Raw genomic sequence first — 16642 nt, forward strand, 5'->3', positions numbered from 1 at the left:
AAATTCAGACCTTGGCGCTGCCGGCGATCAGCATGAAGGCCGGGATATCGTCGCCGAAGCCGACCGGGGTCGGGCCGTCGTCGTGGTCGCGATGACGGCGGCGGTCGCGGCTGTCGTCGTTTGCCGGGTAAGGCCGACTGTTGCGCGCATTGTTCTGCGGCTTCTGCTCTGCTTTGCGCTCGTTCTTCACGATGTCGGCCTTTACTGGTGCTGCTTCAATCACGTCTACGCCATTATCCTGTATGTCGTTGTCAGATTTATGACTCGCAGCGCTGCGACTGCCGCGTCCGCGGCTACGATCCCTGTCGCCATTTTCTCTCGGCGCACGATCTCGGGTTGCACCATCTCTGGCGCCACGCTCGCGGCTGTTGCGGCGCGGGCGTTCGCTGTCCCGGCTGTCTTCTGCCGGCGGCGGCAGCGACGTCAGGTCACCGCTCAGCCATTCGACCTTTTCGCCGATCAGCTTCTCGATGGCATCGACGAACTTAGTGTCGCGTTTCGTGACGAGAGTGAAGGCGGCACCCGAGCGGCCGGCACGGCCGGTGCGGCCGATGCGGTGGACGTAATCCTCGGAATGGATCGGTACGTCGAAATTGAAGACGTGGCTGACATCAGGGATATCGAGGCCGCGGGCGGCGACGTCGGAAGCGACCAGAAGCTGGAGATTGCCGTCACGGAAGCTCTGCAGCGTCATCGTGCGGGAACGCTGATCCATGTCGCCATGCAAAGCGCCGACCGAGAAGCCGTGACGCTCGAGCGACCGGAACAGATCGGCGACATCCTTTTTGCGGTTGCAGAAGACGATGGCGTTCTTGAGTTCGGTCTGGGCGCGGACGAGTTCGCGCAGGACGGCGCGCTTCTCGTAATCCTTGCCGTGCGAGGCGACGAAACGCTGCGTCACGGTCGCGGCGGCGGAAGCCGGCTTTGCAACTTCGATGCGCTCAGGATTCTGCAGGAAGCGGTCAGCGAGTTTCTGGATCTCCGACGGCATCGTTGCCGAAAAGAACAGAGTCTGGCGGGTGAACGGGATCATCTTGGCGATGCGTTCGATATCGGGGATGAAACCCATGTCGAGCATGCGGTCGGCCTCGTCGATGACGAGGATCTCGACGCCGCTCATCAGGAGCTTGCCGCGCTCGAAATGGTCGAGCAGGCGGCCGGGGGTGCAGATCAGCACATCGGCGCCGCGCTCGAGTTTGCGGTCCTGGTCCTCGAAGGAAACGCCGCCGATCAGAAGGGCGACGTTGAGGCGGTGGTTCTTGCCGTATTTCTCGAAATTCTCCGCGACCTGGGCAGCGAGTTCGCGGGTTGGTTCGAGAATCAGCGTGCGGGGCATGCGCGCACGCGCACGGCCCTTTTCGAGAAGCGACAGCATCGGCAGCACGAAGGATGCCGTCTTGCCAGTGCCGGTCTGCGCGATGCCGCAAATATCGCGGCGCTCGAGCGCAAACGGGATGGCGCCCGCCTGAATGGGCGTGGGGATCGTGTAGCCCGCATCCGTAACAGCGGATAGCACTTTTTGGCTCAAGCCAAGGTCAGCAAATGTCGTCAAAGGGAAAACTGTTTCCGTTCCGTTCGGCCGCTCTGAACGAGTCGGCGGGATTGCATGCCGCAATGCAGCGCGACATAGCCCCGAATGGCCGGCAAGTCAAGAAATAGAGACGCCGCACCCATTGCAGAGTGAAGCGTTGGTTACCAGGCAGGAGTTACTTGATATAGGTGGCGAGTTTAAGGCCGGCATTCATGAAATATACTGGATCGACGGCATGGCCATCCTGGCGCACTTCATAATGCAGGTGCGTGCCCGTCGAGCGGCCGGTGCTGCCGGCAAGACCGATGACGTCGTTGCGATCGACCGTGTCGCCGACCTTGACCAGAACCTCCGACATATGCCCGTAGCGCGTCGAGATGCCGTTGCCGTGATCGATCTCGATCATGTTGCCGTAGCCGCCGGTCCAGCCGGCGGAAATGACCTTGCCGGGCGCCGTCGGGCGGATCCTTTCGCCCGGCGAAAAGCGGAAATCGATGCCGGAATGGAGCGCGAGGCGGCCGAGGAAGGGATCACGGCGATTGCCGAAGGGGCTGGTCACGTCCTTGCCGATAGCGGGATTGCGGAAGGGCAGGGATTCGGCGGTACTGCGCACTGCTTCGAGCCGGGTCAGCGCGCCGTCGAGCGCTGCCAGCGAATTGCTGAAGCCGTCGTTGCTTTCCGGCTCGACATAGGGACCGCCGACGGCATCGTCGTCATCTTTCCTGGCAACGGTCTCGGGCATCGGAATCTTGAAGCGGGTCAGCACCGTCTCGATGGCGTTGGCGGCATTGCCGGCATCGCTGGTCAGCTGTTCGACACGGCTGCGCTGGTCCTGTTCGACATCTTTCAGCGACAGCGTCACCTTGGAGAAGATGCGGTCGGCACGGTCGCCGACCGTGTCAGTGGCCGGCACATAGGCAAGCGTCGAATTGTCGGGCGTCGCATCGGCAGGCGCGCCGCTCGCCAGCTGTTTCTCGATCGCCTCGATGCCGCTACCGGAGAGCGAAGCGCGCTTGTCCTTGATATCGGGTGCATAGGACTGAACGGGCGAAGACGGCGCAGGCGGGGCGCCGTCCTTTTCCGTCAGGCCGGAGCTTTCGGCCCGGTCGAGCAGATTGTCGAGCTTGCCATGGCGCGAGGTGAGCGCCATCTGCTGCTCCATCAGCTTGTCGACCTTGTCTTCCACCACCTGCTGATCGAGAAGCTGGCGGGAGGTGATGCGGTCGACCTGCGCGCGAAGGGCGGCGATGCGGTCTTCATAATCGTGCTGCATGCGGGCCTGGCGGGCCATGGTGGCGCCGATCAGGTCGTCGCGCAGCACGAGATAGGACGTGGCCAGGAGGTAGCCGATCGAGAAGACGCCGACGAAGCAGAAGGCAAGTGCTGCCATCCAGGGCCGGACCGTCATATGGCGGACTTTGTCGCCGCTTGCCAGGATGAGGATATGTTCCTGCGCCCGCCTGCCGAATACCCGGTGCTGATGTCCGCTGTTCACGCAGGCTCTCCCGATTGATGCTCTACGCCTCTTTCGGAAATTAGACACCGTTATGGTTAATGAATGCTTTCATTGTCGCCGTCGCGTCATAAATTTCAGTGACTTCAAGCGTGGCTGATCGATGCAAGCGCGCGGTAGAAGGACGGCGTCAGCCCGGCCTCGGCGCGGGCAAGGTCGTTGAAGGGCGGCTTCAGCGGTCCGCGGAAATTGGCGCGCACCAGTTCCTGGAAGGCCTTTGCCGGATCGCGCTTCTCGCGGGCGCAGAGAAAGCGGAACCATTTGGCGCCGACGGCGACATGGCCTTTCTCGTCGTTGTAGATGACGTCGAGCACCGCTGCACTTTCGAGATCGCCGGTCTGGCGCATCTTCGCCTGCAGCGACGGTGTAACGTCGAGGCCGCGGGCTTCCAGGATCAGCGGCACGACGGCGAGCCTTGCCGTCAGATCGTTGCGCGTCGCATGGGCGGCCTGCCAGAGCCCGTCATGGGCGGGCAGATCGCCGTAATCGGCGCCGAGATCGTTGAGCCTGGCGCGCACCATGCGGAAATGCTTCGCCTCCTCGAAGGCGACCAGCATCCAGCCGTCGAAAAAGGAATTCGGCACCTGCTCGGTCGCGAATCGCGCGACGATATCGAGCGCCAGATCGACGGCGTTGAGCTCGATATGGGCGATGGCATGAAGCAGGGCAATCCGTCCTTTGAGCGTATGCAGCGAGCGCTTCTCCACCTGGGTCGGCGGCATGAGCACCGGTTTGTCAGGACGGCCGGGCCTGTCGGGCAGGGCGGCATCGAGCGGCGAGCGCAGCGACACCCGGCGGGCGAACCAGCGGGTGGCGCTTTCCTGCGCAAGCGCCGTCTTGCGGTCGAGATCGGCCGAAGAGATCGCATCGATGGCGCCGCCGCGCAGCGAGGTTATCGTGAGATCCGCGCTCACGCCGCCAGGTTCCTCACGGCCTCGAGCACGGTTTCGGCATGGCCCTGCACCTTCACCTTCTGCCAGATGGTGGCGATCGTGCCGTCCTGGCGGATCAGGAAGGTCGTACGCTCGACACCCATGAAGTTGCGGCCGTACATGCTTTTTTCCTTCCAGACGCCATAGGCCTGCAGCGTCGTCTTTTCCTCGTCCGAGGCGAGCGCCACCGAAAGACGGTGCTTCTTGATGAACCTGTCATGGCAGGCGGCCGAATCGGGCGACATGCCGATGACGGCAGCACCCGCCGCTTCGAACTCGGCTGCCAACGCGGTGAAAGCCAGCGATTCGGCGGTGCAGCCTGTGGTGTCGTCCTTGGGATAGAAGAACAACACCAGCGGCTTGCCGTGGAATTCGGCCAGCGAAACGCGGCCGCCGCCGTCGCGGGGAAGGTTGAAATCAGGGGCCGTGACGCCGATGCCTGGAACCGCCATTGTGAAAACCTTTCTTTTGCCGGGTTTGTGTGGTGACACTTTCTCTCCCCGAATTATATAGTGGACGGATACCCGTCCAGCATGGCCGGGTTCATTTCTTCACGTAAAGGGAGAGCCCCAGGGCGCATGTCAGCCATCCGCGGCGAAAAGGTCACGTTTCGCAAGAAGGATATCGTTGCGCTGGACCGCTTGCCGTCCGCTCAGGCCGAGGATCCGATCATCGTTCATTGCCCGCCGCAGCGTTCGCCGATGCGCCGTACGGCGAAGCTGAGTTGCGGATTTCTGGGGCTGATCCTCGTTATTCTCGCTGCCATCGTTTTTACCGTCGAGAGCGGCATGTTCGACAAGCCGCTGTCGCAGCAGGCGCAGGCGGCGCTGAATGGCGTGGCCGGACCGCGCTACCGCGCCGAGGTCGGCTCCACCGTCATCCGCTTCACCTCGGATTTCCGGCTGGCGCTGGAAGCGCGCAACGTCAACATGATCGACCAGGAGAGCGGCCAGCACCTGTCGACGACGGGTTCGGTGCGCCTGGGGCTCGATCCGCTGCAGCTTTTCCGCGGCCGCATCGCCGTCGCGGACATCGAAGCGGAGGATATCGCCCTCGATACCGCGCTTCTGCCCTCCGGCAATGCCGTCAAGCTCGACGATCTGCGCATCGACGCCATGCCGGCGGCGATGGAGAAGATCTTCTCGCAGTTCGACATGTTCGACAGCATCGTGACGCGCGGCTCGACCAATTCGGTGCGCATCTCCGGCCTCGACATCAAGCTTGCCGATACCGCCAACGGTCCGCTGTCGCTCGTCATCGACAATCTCGTCTTTGCCCATGCCGGCCCGTCCTCGCTGCAATTGACCGGCGAAGTCGCGCTCAACGGCGAAGTGGCGGAGCTCGACGTGCTGGCCGAGAAGGACGGCGGCCACGTGTCGAAGGTCGTTGCGACGCTGAAGCATGCCGACCTCACGCCCTTCGGGCTGAAACGCAACGATCAGGGCGCAATACGGCAGGGGCTCAGCGCCTTTGCCGACCTCACGGTGTCGGCCACCAGAGGGCGCGATGGCGTGCAGCCGGCGCTTGCGGCGACAATCGATATCGATCCCGGCCTGGTCTATGCCGACGGCGATCCGCAGGAGCTGTCGGGCGGGCAAGTCAATCTCGTCTACGATTTCGCCAAGCAGACGATCGAGATCGCCCGATCGAACGCCCGGTTCGGCGCGACCACGCTTCCGATCAACGGCGCGCTGATCGACCTCGACAAGCTCGACCCGCAGGCGGGCAAAGGCTTCGGCATCGACCTGCTCGTCAGTGGCGGCACGGCAGCCCCCGGGGGCTCCGGCGAGCAGCCGCTCTCTTTCGACATCCAGGCGACCGGGCGCTACATGGTCGCCGGCCGCGAATTCCAGTTTCCCAACATAACCGCTTCCAGCCCGCTCGGCGCGCTCTACGGATCACTGCACGTCAAACTCGGCGACAAATCGCCGGAGATCAGTTTCGCCGGCCAGTCGGCGCAGCTGCAGACGACAGCGATCAAGCAGCTCTGGCCGTTCTGGATGGCGCCCAAGGTGCGCACCTGGGTGCACGGCAATCTCTTCGGCGGCACCGTCACCAATGCTACCCTATCCGTCTTCATTCCTTTCGGCAGGCTGGACGAGGCAGCCGGCGGCAAGGGCCTGAAGCTCGACGCCAACCAGATCCGCATCGGCTTCGACATTGCGGAGGCGCGGATGAACGTCGCCGGCGACATTCCGCCGATCCGCGACACGTCAGCACATTTCGACCTGACCGGCCCGGTTGCGACGATCGCGATCAAGAGCGGTACCTCCTATTTCCCCTCCGGCCGGTCCGTCGGTCTCGGGCAGGGGACGTTCATCTTGCCCGCCACCTACAATAAACCGCTGATGGCCGATATCGATCTCGCGGTCTCCGGAGCGGCCGACGCCGTCGGTGAGCTTCTGACCTACAGGCCAATCCGGGTGCTGCAGCGCGCCGGCTTTACGCCCGACGATCTCAAGGGCCGGATCGAAGCGAATGTGAAGGCCCATTTCGGCCTGCTCTCCTCGCAAAACCCGCCGCCGGCCGAATGGACGGCGGCAATGAAGCTCACCGATGTCGATCTTGCCAAGCCGTTTTCCGGCCGGATGATCAGCAATCTCGACGGCACGCTGAACGGCAATCCAAAGCGAATCACGCTTGACGCCAAGGCTCAGATCGACGGCGTCCCGGCCGATATCGATCTTACCGAACCGGTCGAGGCATCCGACACAGCGGCCAAACAACGGGTGATCACTGCGACCCTTTCCGAGGACCAGCGCAACAAGCTGATACCCGGCCTTTCCGGCATCGTCGGCGGCAGCGTGAAGATGGTGTTGACGCGGATCGACGACGACCGGCAGGACGTCCAGCTCGACCTCACCAAGTCGCTGCTCGAACTGCCCTGGATCGGCTGGGCGAAGGGCAGCGGCATTGCCGCTACGGCGGAATTCGAAACATCCGGCCCTGCCGACAATACCCAGATCAAGAATTTCCGGCTGAAGGGCGACGGTTTCGGCGCCAATGGATCGTTGAACATCGGCAAGGGCGGGCTGATCTCGGCCGATTTCGACAGCGTCAAGCTCTCTTCGCTCGACGATTTCGCCCTGTCGGTGAAGCGCAGCAAAGGCAATTTCGACGTCTCGGTCTCCGGCGACAGCGCCGATGCGCGGCCGGTCATTGCGCGGTTGAAATCGGGTTCGGACGGCGATGGTGATGGGGATGCCGGCGACACCGGCGTATCGGTGCGCGCCAGGCTGAAAAACGTCATCGGCTTCAACGACGAGAAGGTCGGCAATTTCCAGGCGCAAATATCACTGCGCGGCGACAAGCTGCAGACACTCAATTTTTCCGCTGTTACCGACAGCGGCGAGGCCGTGGTCAGCCAGATGAAGGACGGCGGCGTCATCAACATCACCAGCGGCGATGCCGGCGCGGTATCGCGTTTCGCCGATCTCTACCAGCACATGCAGGGCGGGTTGCTCAATCTGGCGATCCGGCTGGGGACGGAGGGCGGCTGGGACGGCTCGCTCGACGTGCGCCGCTTCGCGATCGTCAACGAACAGCGCCTGCGCTCGATCGTCTCGACACCGGTCGGAAATGAGCAGCGCAGCCTCAACGAAGCGGTCAAGCGCGACATCGACACCTCGTCCCAGCGCTTCCAGCGCGGCTTTGCACGTGTCGTCTCGCGCAACGGCATGGTCGGCATCGAGAACGGCGTGCTGCGCGGCGACCAGATCGGCGCAACCTTCCAGGGCATCGTGCGCGACCGCAAGGGCAACATGGACATGACCGGCACCTTCATGCCGGCCTACGGCCTCAACCGCCTGTTCGCCGAACTGCCGCTGATCGGCGTGATCCTCGGAAACGGCAGCGACCGCGGCCTGATCGGCATCACCTTCAAGCTGACAGGCAAGTTCGACCAGCCAAACCTGCAGATCAATCCGCTGTCGATCATCGCGCCTGGTGTTTTCCGGCAGATCTTCGAGTTCCAGTGAGGCGGGAAGCGGTCACGGCAGAGGTCGTGGCGAGACGTAGCTAACTCTCTCTCCGCCTGAAGAGATAGTCGAGGCCGCTGACACAATACCAGCGATAGCCGTAGGCATCGAGCATGACGGGTGTGGCGTTTGTCTTCATCTGCCGAGCGCGATTGACAAGTCCGTCATCGACGCCCAACTTGATTTAGAAAAATCTGATATAAGATACGGTCCCGGCCAGGAAGCAACGGCCGGTGCAATGTCGGAGGATGCCATGCAGTGCGCCCGGACAGTTTCTTTCGCATCGGCCGCCGTGCTCGCAGTCACGATTGGCGACGCTTCGTTTTCAGCGGAAAAGAGCGCGCGGTTGAACTCGCAAGAGGCGGTCATCCGTTCCGACCACGTCCTGACGGTTCCTCTGGACGCGATGATAACGCCGCCGATCTTCTCGATCAGCTGGTGGTCGCGGGTGAAGCCCGCTTCAAGCGTCGATCCACCGGGCTATCTTCTTAAGAAACCAGACGAGATGACCCGAAATACCGGTGAGGGGCCGAATGATCTTGCTCGCCGACCCGAATAGCGAGGCAGGGAAAAGCCGGCGAGGGCGCCGGCTTCGATATTGGTTCGGAATTGGAGGCCCTTACGCCGCGCGGCGGATCAGGATGTGCTTCTTCTTGCCGAGCGAGAGCTTGATGACGCCGTCGGCGGTGATTTCGCCGCTGCCGATCATCTTGCGTTCGTCGCTGACCGCCTCGTCGTTGATGCGGACTGCGCCGCCCTGGACGTGGCGGCGGGCTTCGCCGTTCGACGAGGCAAGGCCGGCACGAACGATCAGCGACAGCAAGCCGATGCCAGCGTCGAGCTCGGAGGCGGGCACGTCGACCGACGGCAGATTTTCCGAGAGGCTGCCTTCCTCGAAGGTTTTGCGCGCGGTTTCAGCGGCCTGCTCGGCGGCCGGGCGGCCGTGCAGGATCGCCGTTACCTCGGTCGCAAGGATCTTCTTGACCTCGTTGATCTCCGAACCACCGAGTGCCGAGAGGCGGGCGATTTCATCCATCGGCAGCGTGGTGTAGAGCTTCAGGAAGCGCGAGACGTCGGCATCCTCGGTGTTGCGCCAGTACTGCCAGAAATCATAGGCCGAGAGCATGTCGGCGTTCAGCCAGACAGCGCCGGTCGCCGACTTGCCCATCTTGGCGCCCGACGACGTTGTCAGTAGCGGTGACGTCAGCGCATAGAGCTGCGGTGTCCCCATGCGGTGACCGAGATCGATACCGTTGACAATATTGCCCCACTGGTCCGAACCGCCCATCTGCAGTCGGCAATCGTAGCGCTTGGCAAGCTCGACGAAGTCGTAGGCCTGGAGGATCATGTAGTTGAATTCCAGGAAGGACAGGGACTGTTCGCGGTCGAGACGCGTCTTGACGCTGTCGAAGGACAGCATGCGGTTGACCGAGAAGTGCTTGCCGACATCGCGCAGGAATTCGAGGTAGTTCAGCGAGCGCAGCCATTCGGCATTGTTGATCATCAGCGCGTCTTTAGGGCCGTCGCCGTAGTTCAGGTAATTGGAGAAGACGCGCTTGATCGAGGCGATGTTGCCTTCGATCGTATCGACGGTCATCAGCTGGCGCGCCTCTTCCTTGAAGGAGGGGTCGCCGACCATACCGGTGCCGCCGCCCATCAGCGAGATGGCGCGATGACCGGTCTTCTGCATCCAGTGCAGCATCATGATCTGGATCAGCGAGCCGGCGTGCAGGCTGGGCGCCGTCGGATCGAAGCCGATATATGCCGTCACGGTTTCCTTCGCGAACAGGTTATCGAGGCCGCTTTCATCGGAAACCTGATGAATGAAGCCGCGCTCTTTCAGCGTGCGGAGGAAATCGGACTTGAACTCGGACATAGGTTTCGTCTCTTGGTGTCTGCTCCGCACCCCATGCGGGCTTGAAGCAAGTTCGTTGTTGTTGATCTGTCGCGGCGCGTTTAGCACTGTTTTTATAAAAGTGCATCCGGGAATCGCATGGGAGGCAAGCCTCATGGATGTCATCAGGACCGCGATCGGGCTGATGAGCGGCACGTCGATGGACGGAATCGACGTCGCGTTGATCAGGACCGACGGCCGCGGCTTCATCGAGCGCGGGCCGTTCATGGGCGTGCCCTATGATGCGGATTTTCGCGGGCAGCTCAAACGGGCGCTGGAACTGTCGCGTCCACTCAGTGAGAGAAGCCAGCGGCCGGCTGAGCTTCGCGATATCGAGCTTGAACTGACGTTACGGCATGCAATTGCCGTTACGGCATTCATGGAGCGTTTCGGCCTAGCGGCCGATGGCGTCGATATCCTTGGTTTCCATGGCCAGACGGTGCTTCATCGCCCTGATGAGGGATTGACGATCCAGATCGGCGACGGCCAGGAGCTTGCGAAGAGAACCGGCATATCGGTTGTCTACGACATGCGCGCCAACGACATGGTTCATGGCGGGCAGGGCGCGCCGCTGGTGCCGGCCTATCACGCAGCACTTGCGGGAAAATTCCAGCAGGCGGGACAGGCAGTGTGCTTCGTCAACATCGGCGGCATCTCCAATCTGACCTTTATCGGCACGGACGGCCGGATATCGGCCTTCGACAGCGGGCCGGGCAATACGCTGATCGACCAGTGGGTGGAGATGCAGACCGGCAGAACCTATGATCCCGGCGGCGAGATCGGCGGCCGCGGCAAGGTCGTGGCCAGCCTGGCGGAGCGTTATCTGCAAAGCCCGTTCTTCCGCGGCAATGTTCGCCGTTCGCTGGACCGCGGCGATTTCGCGCCACTTCGGCCGGAGGAGGCGGGTCTTGAAGACGGCGCTCGGACGCTGGCGCATGTCGCCGCCGCCTCGATCATCAAATCCGCCGGTTTCCTGCCGGAGACCCCAGCGATCTATATCGTCTGCGGCGGCGGGCGGCTGAACGCCACTCTCATGGCAGAGTTCTCAGCCACGGCCGAAAGGCTGGGCTCGAGGGTGTTGACGGCTGAGGAGGGGGGCTTCGACGGCGATGCGATGGAAGCCGAGGCCTGGGCCTATCTCGCCGTCCGATCGCTGGACGGGCTGCCGCTGACATTTCCCGGCACGACAGGGGTCGCGGCTCCTGTCAGTGGTGGGGTGCTGGCAACGCCATGACAGAGAAAAGGGTCATACTGAAGACGCCACGGCTTACCTTCGTCATGTGGGACGAAGGCGATGGGACCTTGGTGCAACAGCTGCATTCGACGATGGCGACGACCCGATACCTGTCCGGCAACGTGCCGTGGAGTCTCCAAAAGGCTGAGGAACGGCTGCGCGGCTGGTTCGAGGAACAGGCGCGCGACGGCACGACCAAATACAAGCTTCTCGCCGAGGACGGTCGATTTGTCGGCCGTGCGGGGATTTCAAAGTTCAGGAACGAGCAATTCGAACTCGGCTATTCCCTGCGCGAGGAGGCGTGGGGCAAGGGCCTGGCAACGGAAGCGGCGAGCGCGCTTGCCGACTGGTTCTTCGAAAGGAAGTTTGCATCGGGCTTCATCGCCTTCACGCATCCCGAAAACATCGCCTCGCAACGCGTCCTCAGAAAGATCGGCATGCGCGAACGCGCGCCGATCCTGATCGATGGAGTGCTGGACACGGCTTTCGAACTCATCGCCAGTATGCGGCCGGCAAAGCTCTAACTCTTTACGGCGACCGGCCGGACATGGGATTCGCGTCCAGCCTGATGGCCATCCTCGACGCCCCTGACCTGAGCGATGAATGAGAACTTCTTGCGAAGGCCGAGGATCGGCTTCTCGATGAAATGCCAGGACAGCACCGCAACGGCGAGAGCCGATGGCAGGCCGACGAGATAGAGCGCCAGCGCACCATATTTCGGATAGAGGAAAACCGACGGGAACGAGCTGATCCAGATCTGCAAAAACGGGTCGTGATAGAGATAGACGCCGTAGGAATAGTCGCCTTTCCTGAAAAAGGCCGGGATGGGCACCTCGGACAGGCCGACGAAGACGGTGATGTAAACGAGAGAGGTAATGACCAAAGGCCGGTTGAGCACCGACTCCGTCGCTTGGCTATCGAGGGTGAGAATGGCGACGACGCAAACCAGGCAGGCAGCGGCGAACAGCCAGCGGGAATGCGGAATGACTGCTCTGAACTGAAAGACGACGATGCCCATCATGAAGGCCGTGATCAGCTGCGAGCCTCGGCTCATGAACAGGAAGCGAGCGACCGGCTTTATCGAGCCGGGCAACAGATAGGGCATCTTCTGCACGATAAGGCCGATAACGATGTAGGCGATCGTCACCGCGAGCAGCTTGTAGCGCGTCTTCACGATGGCGGTGATCATCAGGAACGACATGATGATGTAGCAGAAGATTTCCCAGGGAACCGTCCACAGAGCGCCGTTGACGCGCTGGCTCGGATTATCCTGGAAAACGCCCGGAAGCTCGTAATGGATCCAGCCGACGATATTCAGGAAGTATTTGAAAAATCGCTGATCGGTAAAATATTCGGAGTGGTAAACGACCGTGATGATCGGCCCGATGATCAGCGAACAAACGACGATATCGACGGCCAGGGCCGGGACGATGCGCAAGCCGCGGTTGATCAGAAAATTCCGGAGGCTCAGGCGCTGGGCGCTGCCGGCGATCAGAAATCCGCTCAACGCGAAGAACATCGGAACAAGAGCGTATTCAGTGAACCAGAATACTGACCCCCTGATGAAGTCATTGTTGTCGGTTAACAAAAAGGAATGGGTCAATACGATGGAAAAGGCGAGCCCTATTCGAAGGAAATCGAACCCCGGACCAATTCCCCTATACTTATCCAGGACTTCCCCGAACGACTTGGTCATTGCGGACCTCGCTTTTGTTAGGATCGCGAGGACCCTACCGCACTGCAACATGGATTGCAACACGATAGGTGATCTGTTCCGGCACAGCCGGCCCGGTTGTGTTCCGGACCGTCATGGCATCGATAAGGCCGAGATTTGTGGTGTCAGCGAATCCGCTTGGCGGCCGGTTCCGGCACCAGTTCGCCGTTGAGGCGGCGGTCGAGATAATCCTCGCATTCGCCCATCAGCGTTTCCACTTGGCCGTTGAAGAAGTGGTTGGCGTTGGCGACGGTGCGATGGGTGATGAGGATGCCCTTCTGGGTCTTCAGCTTCTCCACCAGGCCGTTGACATCCTTTTCCGGCGCCACCTTGTCGGCCTCGCCGTTGATGATCAGGCCGGAGGAGGGGCAGGGCGCCAGGAACGAGAAGTCGTAGGTATTCGGCTGGGGCGAGATCGACATGAAGCCTTCGATCTCCGGCCGGCGCATCAGGAGCTGCATGCCGATCCAGGAGCCGAAGGAATAACCGGCGACCCAACAGGTCTTGGAATCAGGATGCAGGCTCTGCACCCAGTCGAGCGCCGAGGCGGCATCCGAGAGCTCGCCTGCGCCGTGGTCGAATTCACCCTGGCTGCGGCCGATTCCCCGGAAATTGAAGCGCAGCGTCGTGAACCCGCGCTTCTGAAACATGTAGAAGAGCTGATAGACGATCTGATTGTTCATCGTGCCGCCGAACTGCGGATGCGGATGCAGAATCAGGGCGATGGGCGCGCTTTTTTCCTTGGAGGGCTGGTAGCGGCCTTCAAGACGGCCGGCTGGGCCGTTGAAAATAACTTCGGGCATTGGTACTCCGGGTTTTATTTCGCGTTCGCGCTGCGTTGGATGACAACATGACTTGACTAATGTTGTCAGCTTTTCTAAAACGCAGTTTAGAACAATTCGAAACTTGCATGGCGATCCACGCATCGTGGAACGTGTCATAAGGCAAGCCCGGCGGAAATTTCAAGAAAAATGAACCGCGGCCGCTGAAGCAAGCTCGTCAAGCGCAGGACTGAAGATCATGGCGCCGCCACGCCTTTATCTCGACTGGAATGCCACAGCGCCGCTGCACCCCGCAGCACGCGCGGCGATCATGCGCGCCATCGACGTGTTTGGCAATCCGAACAGCGTGCATGGAGAGGGCCGCGCCGCGCGCGCCGCCATCGAAGGCGCACGACGCAAGGTGGCAGCACTTGCCGGCACCGATGCCGGCAATGTGGTCTTTACCAGCGGCGCGACCGAAGCCGCCAATCTGGTGCTGACGTCGGATTTCCGCATGGGCCGCACGCCGCTTCGCCTTGGCCATCTCTATTTTTCGGCGATCGAGCATCCGGCGGTGCGCGAAGGCGGCCGCTTCGCCAAAGAGAAGATGACAGAGATCCCGGTGACGGAAGCCGGCATCGTCGATCTCGATGCACTCGGCCGCCTGCTCGATGCGCATGACAAGGCCGCCGGCCTGCCGATGGTCGCCATCATGCTCGTCAATAATGAGACGGGCATCGTCCAGCCGGTCGAGGCGGCGGCTAAGATCGTCCACGCCTATGGCGGGCTCTTCGTCGTCGACGCCGTGCAGGCGGCCGGCCGCATCGCGCTCGATATCGGCAAGATCGGCGCGGACTTCATGATCGTTTCCTCGCACAAGATCGGCGGGCCGAAGGGTGCCGGCGCGCTCATTGCGCAGGGCGAAGCGCTGATGCCCAGGCCGCTGATTCAGGGCGGCGGGCAGGAGCGGGGTCATCGCTCAGGGACACAGAATTCGCTGGCGCTGATCGGCTTCGGCGCGGCAGCAGAAGCGGCGGTCGACGAACTCGAGGCGCGCAATGCGGCAATCGGCGCGTTGCGCGAGCGGCTCGAGGCCGGCATGCGTGAGGCGGCAGCCGATGTGATGATCCACGGCGAGGGCGGCGAGCGCGTCGCCAATACGATCTTCTTCACCCTGCCGGGGCTGAAGGCCGAGACTGGACAGATCGCCTTCGATCTCGAAGGCGTTGCACTTTCCGCAGGTTCGGCCTGCTCATCGGGTCGGCTTGGCGAAAGCCATGTGCTGACGGCGATGGGACGTGACGCCAAGCTCGGAGCTCTGCGCATCTCGCTCGGCTTTTCGACGACGGAAGAGGATATCGACAGGGCGATTGCGGCTTTCGCAAAGATCTCCAACCGGCGCAGGTCGGCTGGGGAGGCGGCTTGCCCCGTGTCAAAACTTGCGGAAACGCAAATTTCTACTTGCCAATCGGGCTGAAAAGTCCCTTTTGGCCTCTTACATAAAGGGCAAGACAATTGCCCAAACACTACAAGCTGCCGGACCTTGTATCCGGCGAGATTGGAGAATGAGATGGCTGCCGTGCAGGAAACAATCGACCGGGTGCGCCTGATCGATGTGGACCAGTATAAATACGGTTTCGAGACCGTCATCGAGATGGACAAGGCGCCGAAAGGCCTGTCCGAAGATATCATCCGCTTCATTTCGGCCAAGAAGCAGGAGCCGGAGTGGATGCTGGAATGGCGTCTCGAGGCCTATCGTCGCTGGCTGACGCTGGAAGAGCCGACCTGGGCGCGCGTCAACTATCCGAAGATCGATTTCAACGACATCTATTATTACGCCGCGCCGAAGAGCACGCCGGGTCCGAAGTCGCTCGACGATGTCGATCCGGAGCTGTTGAAGGTCTATGAAAAGCTCGGCATCCCGCTGCGTGAGCAGGAGATCCTTGCCGGCGTCGAGAAGCCGAAGATCGCGGTCGACGCCGTTTTCGATAGCGTCTCGGTCGTCACCACCTTCAAGGCAGAGTTGAAGAAGGCCGGCGTGATCTTCATGTCGATCTCGGAAGCCATCCGCGAGTATCCGGAACTGGTGAAGAAGTACCTCGGTTCCGTCGTTCCGACCAGCGACAACTACTATGCGACGCTCAATTCGGCGGTCTTTACCGACGGTTCTTTCGTCTTCGTGCCGAAGGGCGTTCGTTGCCCGATGGAGCTGTCGACCTATTTCCGCATCAACGAGAAGGGCACCGGCCAGTTCGAGCGCACGCTGATCATTGCGGAAGAGGGCGCCTATGTCTCCTATCTCGAAGGCTGCACAGCGCCGCAGCGCGATGAAAACCAGTTGCATGCGGCTGTGGTCGAGCTGGTTGCGCTTGATGATGCCGAGATCAAATATTCCACCGTCCAGAACTGGTATCCTGGCGACAAGAACGGCAAGGGCGGCATCTACAACTTCGTCACCAAGCGCGGCGATTGCCGCGGCGACCGTTCGAAGATCTCCTGGACGCAGGTCGAAACCGGCTCGGCGATCACCTGGAAATATCCGTCCTGCATCCTGCGCGGCGACGACAGCCGCGGCGAGTTCTACTCTATCGCCGTGTCGAACGGCCATCAGCAGATCGACAGCGGCACCAAGATGATCCATCTCGGCAAGAACACGTCGAGCCGCATCGTTTCCAAGGGCATCGCCGCCGGTGTTTCCAACAACACCTATCGTGGCCAGGTTTCGGCTCACCGCAAGGCGTCGAACGCGCGCAACTTCACCCAGTGCGATTCGCTGTTGATCGGCGACAAGTGCGGCGCCCATACCGTGCCTTACATCGAGGCGAAGAATTCGACGGCGCAGTTCGAGCATGAAGCGACGACTTCGAAGATCTCCGAGGACCAGCTGTTCTACTGCCTGCAGCGTGGCATCCCGACCGAAGCGGCGATCGCACTGATCGTCAACGGTTTCGTCAAGGAAGTGCTGCAGGAACTGCCGATGGAATTCGCCGTCGAGGCGCAGAAGCTGATCAGCATCTCGCTAGAAGGCTCGGTCGGTTAGCCGCAGTTTTCCGTCATCCTCGGGCTTGTCCCGAGGATCTACGCAC

General features: G+C 61.6%; 13 protein-coding genes. 6 read left to right on the forward strand and 7 right to left on the reverse strand.

Annotated features, from left to right (window positions below):
* Positions 1-4: 4 nt before the first annotated feature.
* From GFM02_RS19740 to GFM02_RS19755, 4 genes are all read right to left on the reverse strand, one after another.
* Positions 5-1552, reverse strand: a complete 1548-nt coding sequence (locus GFM02_RS19740) for a DEAD/DEAH box helicase (RefSeq protein ID WP_163880231.1) — start codon at positions 1550-1552, stop codon at positions 5-7.
* Between the two features lie 154 nt (positions 1553-1706).
* Positions 1707-3026 carry a peptidoglycan DD-metalloendopeptidase family protein gene (locus GFM02_RS19745; RefSeq protein ID WP_168322503.1) on the reverse strand — a complete coding sequence of 440 codons (1320 nt, stop codon included), beginning with the start codon at positions 3024-3026 and terminating at the stop codon, positions 1707-1709.
* Between the two features lie 104 nt (positions 3027-3130).
* Positions 3131-3958, reverse strand: coding sequence for a DUF455 family protein (locus GFM02_RS19750; protein ID WP_168322504.1), 828 nt, complete (start codon positions 3956-3958; stop codon positions 3131-3133).
* Positions 3955-4428, reverse strand: coding sequence for a peroxiredoxin (locus tag GFM02_RS19755; protein ID WP_168322505.1), 474 nt, complete (start codon positions 4426-4428; stop codon positions 3955-3957). The genes GFM02_RS19750 and GFM02_RS19755 overlap by 4 nt, the downstream gene beginning before the upstream one ends.
* 126 nt (positions 4429-4554) lie before the next feature.
* Here GFM02_RS19755 and GFM02_RS19760 point away from each other — a divergent pair, with 126 nt between their 5' ends.
* Together GFM02_RS19760 and GFM02_RS19765 are read left to right on the forward strand one after the other, a co-directional pair.
* Complete coding sequence (locus GFM02_RS19760) at positions 4555-7953, forward strand: DUF3971 domain-containing protein (protein WP_168322506.1); 3399 nt, start codon at positions 4555-4557, stop codon at positions 7951-7953.
* A gap of 238 nt (positions 7954-8191) precedes the next feature.
* Positions 8192-8512: a hypothetical protein gene (locus tag GFM02_RS19765; RefSeq protein ID WP_020050107.1), complete on the forward strand. Its 321-nt coding sequence runs from the start codon at positions 8192-8194 to the stop codon at positions 8510-8512.
* A 60-nt stretch (positions 8513-8572) separates the two neighbouring features.
* Here the strand turns inward: GFM02_RS19765 and tyrS are convergent, their stop codons facing one another.
* On the reverse strand, positions 8573-9829 hold the full coding sequence (gene tyrS / locus GFM02_RS19770; protein ID WP_168322507.1) for a tyrosine--tRNA ligase: 1257 nt from the start codon (positions 9827-9829) through the stop codon (positions 8573-8575).
* A gap of 133 nt (positions 9830-9962) precedes the next feature.
* On the opposite strand from tyrS, the gene GFM02_RS19775 reads away from it, so the two are divergent.
* Positions 9963-11081, forward strand: coding sequence for an anhydro-N-acetylmuramic acid kinase (locus GFM02_RS19775; protein WP_168322508.1), 1119 nt, complete (start codon positions 9963-9965; stop codon positions 11079-11081).
* Positions 11078-11605 carry a GNAT family N-acetyltransferase gene (locus GFM02_RS19780; protein ID WP_168322509.1) on the forward strand — a complete coding sequence of 176 codons (528 nt, stop codon included), beginning with the start codon at positions 11078-11080 and terminating at the stop codon, positions 11603-11605. Before GFM02_RS19775 ends, GFM02_RS19780 begins: the two co-directional genes overlap by 4 nt.
* Here GFM02_RS19780 and GFM02_RS19785 read toward each other — a convergent pair.
* On the reverse strand, positions 11602-12777 hold the full coding sequence (locus GFM02_RS19785; RefSeq protein WP_168263040.1) for an acyltransferase family protein: 1176 nt from the start codon (positions 12775-12777) through the stop codon (positions 11602-11604). The genes GFM02_RS19780 and GFM02_RS19785 overlap by 4 nt on opposite strands.
* 143 nt (positions 12778-12920) lie before the next feature.
* Entirely contained in the window at positions 12921-13598 is a 678-nt protein-coding gene (locus GFM02_RS19790; protein WP_003540001.1) for an alpha/beta hydrolase, read from the reverse strand.
* Between the two features lie 217 nt (positions 13599-13815).
* Here GFM02_RS19790 and GFM02_RS19795 point away from each other — a divergent pair, with 217 nt between their 5' ends.
* Complete coding sequence (locus GFM02_RS19795; RefSeq protein WP_168322510.1) at positions 13816-15033, forward strand: cysteine desulfurase family protein; 1218 nt, start codon at positions 13816-13818, stop codon at positions 15031-15033.
* Positions 15034-15126: 93 nt separating this feature from the next.
* Positions 15127-16596: a Fe-S cluster assembly protein SufB gene (gene sufB / locus GFM02_RS19800; RefSeq protein WP_020050101.1), complete on the forward strand. Its 1470-nt coding sequence runs from the start codon at positions 15127-15129 to the stop codon at positions 16594-16596.
* Positions 16597-16642 lie beyond the last annotated feature (46 nt).

The organism is Rhizobium leguminosarum bv. viciae, assembly GCF_012276115.1.
GTDB lineage: Bacteria > Pseudomonadota > Alphaproteobacteria > Rhizobiales > Rhizobiaceae > Rhizobium > Rhizobium leguminosarum_T.